Source organism: Dietzia sp. UBA5065 (genome assembly GCA_002415925.1).
Classification (GTDB): Bacteria; Actinomycetota; Actinomycetes; order Mycobacteriales; family Mycobacteriaceae; genus Dietzia.
Genome location: DIAZ01000018.1, coordinates 30,287 through 38,013 on the forward strand (window position 1 = coordinate 30,287; position 7,727 = coordinate 38,013).

At 73.0% G+C, this 7,727-nt stretch carries 6 protein-coding genes; 2 read left to right on the forward strand and 4 right to left on the reverse strand.

All coding sequences use genetic code 11. The features are described 5' to 3' along the window. Positions 1-401: carboxyl transferase domain-containing protein (locus tag B4M60_RS01765; RefSeq protein WP_291079715.1), on the reverse strand; the 401-nt coding region annotated here is incomplete at its 3' end. Positions 402-541: 140 nt separating this feature from the next. Between B4M60_RS01765 and B4M60_RS01770 the strand changes: the two genes are divergently transcribed. Further along, positions 542-1,996, forward strand: a complete 1,455-nt coding sequence (locus B4M60_RS01770) for an amidase (protein WP_291079717.1) — start codon at positions 542-544, stop codon at positions 1,994-1,996. A 3-nt stretch (positions 1,997-1,999) separates the two neighbouring features. On the opposite strand, the gene B4M60_RS01775 is transcribed toward B4M60_RS01770, so the two are convergent. Further along, positions 2,000-2,467 (reverse strand): Lrp/AsnC family transcriptional regulator, encoded by a 468-nt coding sequence (locus tag B4M60_RS01775; RefSeq protein WP_291079719.1) that lies wholly within the window; start codon positions 2,465-2,467, stop codon positions 2,000-2,002. Positions 2,468-2,634: 167 nt separating this feature from the next. Here B4M60_RS01775 and B4M60_RS01780 point away from each other — a divergent pair, with 167 nt between their 5' ends. Continuing rightward, positions 2,635-6,216 (forward strand): indolepyruvate ferredoxin oxidoreductase family protein, encoded by a 3,582-nt coding sequence (locus B4M60_RS01780; RefSeq protein ID WP_291079721.1) that lies wholly within the window; start codon positions 2,635-2,637, stop codon positions 6,214-6,216. Here the strand turns inward: B4M60_RS01780 and B4M60_RS01785 are convergent. Beyond that, the gene (locus B4M60_RS01785; protein ID WP_291079723.1) at positions 6,182-6,781 is read right to left on the reverse strand and encodes a TetR/AcrR family transcriptional regulator; all 600 of its coding nucleotides are present in this window, start codon (positions 6,779-6,781) and stop codon (positions 6,182-6,184) included. The two genes, B4M60_RS01780 and B4M60_RS01785, sit on opposite strands and share 35 nt — an antisense overlap. 1 nt (position 6,782) lies before the next feature. Beyond that, a partial coding sequence (gene purH / locus B4M60_RS01790) for a bifunctional phosphoribosylaminoimidazolecarboxamide formyltransferase/IMP cyclohydrolase (protein WP_291079725.1) occupies positions 6,783-7,727 on the reverse strand: 945 nt, incomplete at its 5' end.

Consider the following 7,727-nt stretch of genomic DNA (forward strand, 5'->3'; position numbering starts at 1 on the left):
GAGTCCACCAGGTAGATGCACGGCAGATTGTTGGCCAGCGCCACCTCCTGGCCGCGCAGGTGCTTCTTCACCGTCATCGGGTAGTAGGTGCCCCCGGAGACCGTCGCGTCGTTGGCGATGATCAGGCACTCGCGCCCGGAGACGCGGCCGATGCCGGCCACGACGCCCGCCGCGGGGGCCTTACCCCCGTACATCTCCTCCGCGGCGAGCGGAGAGAGCTCGAGGAACGGGCTGCCCGGGTCGAGCAGGACGTCGACACGCTGGCGAGGGAGGAGTTTTCCCCGCTCGAGGTGACGGGCACGGGCCTTGTCGCCGCCGCCCAGCGCGGCGCGCTCGAGGCGCCCGCGTAGGTCGGCGAGCAGATCCTCGTGCGCCTGGCGATTGGTGGTCGCGGAGGTCATCAGAGCCGCTCCCTTTCAGTTAAGTCGGATTAACTGAAACTGACCATAGTGCTGCGCCTCACAAAAGTAAAGGGGCAATCCCCCGCCACCCCGCCCCGCCGGGGCGGGCGGGCGACCCCGAGCACCCCTACAGTGGGGACGTGACCGAGGCCACCGAGATGACCGCATCCACCGCCGGGACGCGCCGCGTCCACGCCTTCCGCGACGACGCGCTGGGGTACGACGACGCCACCGCCCTGGCCGAGCGGGTCCGCAGGCGCGAGGTCTCGCCGACCGAGCTCCTCGAGTCCGCGATCGCCCGCTGCGCGGAGGTGGATCCCGTGCTCGGCGCGCTGGTCCACACCGACTTCGACCGCGCCCGCCACCGCGCCACCCGGCTCGACCGGTCCGCCCTCGCCGGCCCCCTCGCGGGCGTGCCGTCGGCGTTCAAGGACGCGGTGCAGGTGGAGGGCGCACCGATGCGCCTCGGTTCCCCCGCCGTCCCCGACACCCCGGCCCTGACCGACGGCCCCTACGCGCAGGCCTTCCGCGCCACCGGCCTCAACCCGCTCGGCATCACCGCCATGCCGCCGTTCGGCTGGACCGCGGCCACCGAGCGCCAGGGCGGCCTGGTCACCCGCAACCCCTGGGACACCGGCCGCACCAGCGGCGGGTCCTCGGGGGGCTCGTCCGCGCTCGTCGCCGCCGGCGCCCTCCCGATCGCCCACGCCAACGACGGCGGCGGGTCGATCCGCATCCCCGCGGCCGTGACCGGCCTGGTCGGATTCAAGCCGAGCCGCGGCAGACACCCGGACGAGACGTTCTCGCAGCGGATGCCGATCCCGATCGTCTCCCAGTCCGTCGTCTCCCGCTCCGTGCGCGACACCTCCACGTTCCTCACCGCCTTCGAAGCCGGCCACCGCCCGGTCGGGGTGCCGCCGATCGGGCCCGTCGCCCCGGCCCCCGCCCGGCGCCTGCGCATCGGACTGGTGGAGGAGAGCCCCGCGGGCGGGCCGACCGACGCCGCCACCCTCGCGGTCCTGCGTGCGACCGCCGAACGCCTGTCCTCGCTGGGGCACGAGGTGGTGCCCGTGCCGGCGCCCGTCCCGCCCACGTTCCGGCAGGACTTCATCGCCTACTGGGCCCTGCTCGCGCTGAGCACGTCGTCATCCGGGCGCAGCCTCTTCGGTCCGGGCTTCGACCCCGACCTGCTCGACCCCTTCACCGTGGGCCTGGCACGTCTGGCCCGTCGCAACCTCCCCCGGATCCCCGTCCACCTGGCCCGGCTCGCGCGCGTCCGACTCCGGTTCGACGCCGCGTTCGGCGACGTCGACGTGTTCCTCAACCCGGTGGTGGCCCACGAGACCCCGGAGGTCGGCTACCTCGACGCGGACCTGCCGTTCGAGACCCACCTCGAGCGCGTCTCCACTTGGGTGACGTTCACCCCGTTGCAGAACATCGCGGGCTCTCCCGCCGTGTCCCTGCCCACCGGACAGGCCCCGGACGGGATGCCGATCGGCGTGCATTTCTCGGCGAGGAGGGGGCAGGACCGCCTCCTGCTTGAACTCGCCTCGGAGTACGAGGCCGCCCACCCGTTCGCGCGGATCTGGGCGTAGCCCTCACCCGTCCAGCAGCTGGGTGACGCGGGGCCCGACCCGCTGCCGCAGGATCACCTCGGTGCGGGTGCGCAGGACGCCGGGCGTGGCGATGATCGCGCTGAACACCTCCTCGAGGTGCGCGTGGTCCCGCGCGACGACCCGGCAGACGATGTCGAACTCCCCGGCCACGCTCATCACCTCGAGCACCTCGCGCACGCGCGCCAGCCCGTCGCAGGTCTCCTCCAGCCTGGCCTGGGCCAGCTGGATGTGGACGAGCGCGCCGAGGGGGTAGCCGAGGGCGGCGGCGTCGAGCCGGGGCGCCCACGTCGCGAGCACACCGCGGGCCTCGAGCTTGTCGAGCCGGGCCTGCGCGGTGCCGCGCGCCACCCCGAGGCGGCGCGAGAACTCGCGCACGCCGACCCGGGGGTCGTCCATGACGATCGCGAGGAGCCGTCGGTCGGTGTCGTCCAGTGCGGTCGGGGAATCCATGTGTCCACGCTAACCGACGGCGAGGTGGACACATTGCCCAGGATGAGCCCCGGAACATCGGTCAGGGTGTACACGGTGACCGGCCGGGCGCTGGCCACGTGACGCGGCTCACGTCTGCTCCTAGCCTGGGGGCCCAGCCCACATGCGACTAAGGCCAGGTGTTGATCATGACCTCCCTCTCCGACCGCTACACCCGCGAGAGCGGGACGGTCTTCCTCACCGGCATCCAGGCTCTGGTCCGGACGGTCCGTGACCGGGCCCGCCTGGACCGGCGGCAGAACCTGCTCACCGCGAGCCTGGTGAGCGGCTACGAGGGCTCCCCGCTGGCGGGCTACGACCTCGAACTCGCCAGGCGCGCGGCGTTCCTCGATCCGTTCGACGTCGTGCACCGCCCCGCCCTCAACGAGGAGGCGGGCGCGACGGCGGTCATGGGCTCCCAGCTCGCCCGCCGCACGGGCACGCTCCGCGCCACCGCCCACACCGCGGGCGCCGCGCTGCAGGGCGTGGTGGGCTACTGGTACGGCAAGGCGCCGGGCCTGGACCGGGCGACCGACGCCCTCCGTCACGCCAACCTGATCGGCACGGACCCCCACGGCGGGGCGGTGGCGCTCGTCGGCGACGACCCGGGGGCCAAGTCCTCCACCGTCCCGTGCGCCTCCGAGCTCGCCCTGGCCGACCTCTACATGCCGACGCTCTATCCGGCGGACTCGCAGGACGTCCTGGACTTCGGCGTCCACGCGGCGATCCTGTCACGCGTGTCCGGCCTGTGGTCGGCCATGAAGATCTCCTCGCACGTGGCGGACGCGTCCTCGACCGCGCTGGTCGACCCGGACCGCATCCTCCCGGTCTACGGCGACCTCGGCACCAGCCCCCACGTGCCCTCCGGGCAGCTGCTGGGCGCCAGCCTGATGGAGCTCGAGCAGAACCAGCTGACCATCCGGGTTCCCCGCGCGCTCGAGTACGCCCGGCTCAACGGGATCAACCGGATCGTGCAGCGCACCGCCGACGACCGGATCGGGATCGTCGCCGCCGGTAAGACCTACCTCGACGTCCGCGAGTCGCTGCGCCGGCTGGGCCTGGACGACGCGGAGCTCTCCCGCCGCGGGATCCGGATCCTCAAGCTGGGCATGGTGTACCCGCTGGAGCGGACGGTGCTCGACGAGTTCATGTCCGGACTGGAGGAGGTGATCGTGGTGGAGGAGAAGCGCGACTTCATCGAGACGATGATCCGGGAGATCCACTTCCGTCGCCCCGACGTGGCCAACGTGGTGGGCAAGAGCCACGAGGACGGTTCGACGCTGTTCAGCCGCTTCGGCGAGCTGGACGTGGACGCCGTCACCCGCGGCCTGGCCCAGCGGCTGGGGCGGGTCCACGGCATCCCCTCCGCGCTGGCGTGGCTCGAGGGCCCGGCCCGGCCCCGCACGCGCATCACGCTGCCCCTGGCCACCACCCGGACCCCGTACTTCTGCTCCGGCTGCCCCCACAACAGCTCCACCAAGGTCGCCGACGGCACGCTCGTCGGCGGCGGCATCGGCTGCCACGCGATGGTGCTGATGATGGACGAGAAGCAGGTCGGCACCATTACCGGCGTCACCCAGATGGGCGGCGAGGGCGTCCAGTGGACGGGCATGTCGCCGTTCCTCGAGGAGCGCCACCTGGTGCAGAACATCGGCGACGGCACGTTCATGCACTCCGGCTCCCTGGCCGTGCGGGCGGCGGTGGCCTCGGGCGACAACATCACCTACAAGCTGCTCTACAACGGCACCGTCGCCATGACGGGCGGCCAGGACCCGGTGGGCGCGATGACGCTGCCCGAGATCCTGCGCCTCCTCCGGGCGGAGAGGGTCGCGAAGATCGTCGTGACGACGGACAACGTCAAGGCGACACGGGCCCAGGGCCTGCCCCGCGGGATCGAGGTCCGCGACCGCGCGGACACCCTCGAGGTCCAGCGCGAGCTCGCCGCCGTCCCCGGGGTGACCGTCCTGGTGCACGACCAGTTCTGTGCCGCCGAGAAGCGCCGCCACCGCAAGCGCGGCACCTACCCCACGCCCGACGAGCGCGTGGTGATCAACGAGCGCATCTGCGAGGGCTGCGGCGACTGCGGCGCGAAGTCCAACTGCCTGTCCGTCCACCCGGTGCAGACGGAGTTCGGCCGCAAGACCCGGATCGACCAGTCCACCTGCAACTTCGACTTCTCGTGCGTGCAGGGCGACTGCCCGGCGTTCGTCACGGTGGTGCCCGGCCGGACGTCCGAGCGGGTGGCCACCGCGCCCCCGCTCGGGTCGGCGGACGTGCCCGAACCCGCCCGGGCCGACGTCGATCCCGATCGGGGCTTCTCCCTGAGGCTGACCGGCATCGGCGGGACGGGCATCGTCACCGTCTCCGCGGTGCTCGCCACCGCGGCCGTGCTCGACGGCAACTCGGCCCGCACCCTCGACATGACCGGACTGGCACAGAAGGGCGGCGCCGTGGTCTCCGACGTCCGGGTCGCCCGTACCCCCACGGAGCAACCGCCCAAGATCGGCGCCGGAGACTGCGACCTCTACCTCTGTTGTGACGGGCTGGTCGGCGCGGACAGCACCAACCTCAGGGTGGCGAACCCCGACCGCACCACCTCGGTCGTGTCCACCACGCAGATCCCCACCGGCACGATGGTGATCGACACGACGGTCCCCCACCCCGCGACCCCGGACATCCGGACCGCGATCGACCGCGCGTCCGCCCGGGGCGTGTACCTGGACGCGGGAGAACTCACCGAGAGCCTCTTCGGCTCCACCCAGACCTCGAACATGCTCATGGTGGGCGCGGCGTACCAGAGCGGCGCCCTGGCGATCTCGGCCGAGGCGATCGAGCAGGCGATCGAGCTCAACGGCGTCGCGGTGGACGCCAACCTGCAGGCGTTCCGTCGGGGCCGGCAGGCCGTCGCGGATCCGCGGGCCCTGGCCGCCCTGGTTTCCGGGCTGCACCGCCCGGTGTCCACCGCCACCCCGGACCTCCACGTGCCCTCCCCCGCCTGCGAGCGCCTGCTCGCCGGCCTGTCCGGGCAGGCCTCCGCCGGACTGCGCGCCGCGGTGGCCCTCCGGGTGGACGAGCTGATCGGCTACCAGGACGAGGCGTACGCGGCCGACTACGTGGGCCGGGTCGAGGCCCTGCGCGCGGCGGAGGCCCTGCAGGACCCCGCCGACGGTGGCGCCTCCGAGCGGCTCACCCTGGCGGTGGCCCGGAACCTCCACAAGCTCATGGCCTACAAGGACGAGTACGAGGTGGCCCGCCTGGCCGTGGACCCGGAGTTCGCGGCGCAGCTGACCGAGGACTGGGGCGAGGGCGCGGTGGCGAACCTCAAGCTCCACCCGCCGGCCCTGCGGGCGATGGGCATGAAGAAGAAGATCTCGATCGGCCCCGGGGCGATGCCCGCGATGAGGGCGCTGGCCAGGATGAAGCGACTGCGCGGCACCCGGCTCGACCCGTTCGGATACGCCGGCGTCCGCAGGGTCGAGCGCGAGCTGCTCGCCGAGTACCGCGACGTCGTCGAGAGCCTCACCGCGGAACTCCGGCGCGTGGGCCCCGTGGGCAAGGACGCCGCGTGGCGGGGCACCGCCGTCGCCCTTGCCGAGCTGCCGGACATGGTCCGCGGCTACGAGGAGGTCAAGCTCGGCACCGTGGCGCGCTACCGCGCGGAGCTCGCCGCGCTCGCGGCGGCGCTGGAGGGGTCGGTCAGGCCCGCAGGGCCGCCGACGCCATCCCCGTGAGCACCCGCCGCAGCTCGGCCTCCGCCATCGCCGGAAGCCGCGGGCTGGAGTTGAGCAGACCGAACACGGCGTGGACGTGCGCGCGGGCGTCGATGGTCGACAGTTCGGGGCGCAACCGCACCAGCGCGTCCACCCACAACTCGGCGTACTCGCGCTGGAGGGTGCGCACCTCGTGCCGCGGTGCGGCCGGCAGAGAACCGAGATCACGGAACTGGACGCTGATGAGATCCGGCTCGGTCGCCACGAAGTCCATGTGCACCGCGAGCAGCGCGTCCACCACCTCGGCGGGGGCGCCGCCCCGCCAGACCGCCGCGCGCCCGCCGTCACGGAGCCGGCGGGAGATGTCGAGCAGCATCTCCGCGAGCACGTCCTCCTTCGAGGAGAAGTAGCGGTACATCCCGGGACCCGAGATGCCCACCTCGGCGCCGATGTCGTCCAGGCGGACCGCGTGGAACCCGCGCCGGGCCATGAGCCGAGCCGCCGCGACCAGGATCTCGTCGCGCCGTCGGGCCTTGGCCAGGGCACGGGGGGTCAGCGCGGCGGCGTCCTCCCCCTGCGGCCCCATCTCAGTGGAAGAAGTGCCGCGCACCGGTGAAGTACATGGTGATCCCGGCCTTCTCCGCGGCGTCGATCACCTCGGCGTCGCGGACCGACCCCCCGGGCTGGACCACCGCGCGCACGCCGGCCTCGGCCAGCACCTCGAGTCCGTCGGCAAAGGGGAAGAACGCGTCGGAGGCGGCGACCGCGCCGGCGACCCGCTCCCCCGCCCGCTGCACCGCGAGCCGGGCGGAGTCGACCCGGTTGACCTGGCCCATGCCCACGCCGACCGTCGCGCCGCCGGTGGCCAGCAGGATCGCGTTGGACTTGACCGCCCGGCACGCGCGCCAGGCAAAGAGAAGGTCGCGCAGCGTCTGCTCGTCCGCATCGGGTCCGCAGGCCTTGGTCCAGCCGGCCACCACGTCACCGGGGGCGTCGAGCGAGTCGCGCTGCTGCACCAGCACCCCGCCGGAGATCTGCCTGCGCTCGTGCTCACCGGCGGCGGGCGCCTGCGCCTGCAGGATGCGGATGTTCTTCTTGCGCTGGAGGATCTCCACGGCGCCGTCGGCGTAGGACGGCGCGATGATCACCTCGGTGAAGATCTCGGCGACCTGCTCGGCCATCTCCACGCTCACCTCGCGGTTGGCGGCGATCACGCCACCGAACGCGCTGACCGGGTCGCACTCGTGGGCGGCGCGGTGGGCGGCGGCGATGTCGGCGTCGATCGCGATCCCGCACGGGTTGGCGTGCTTGATGATCGCCACGCAGGGTTCGGCGTGGTCGAAGGCCGAGCGCCACGCGGCGTCGCCGTCGACGTAGTTGTTGTAGCTCATCTCCTTGCCGTGCAGCTGGCGCGCCTGCGCGAGGCCGGGCGCGGCGGCGGGGTCGGTGTAGAGGGCGGCGCTCTGGTGCGGGTTCTCGCCGTAGCGCAGGGTGGCGGCCAGGTCCAGGCTCTGCCCCTGCCACACGGGGTA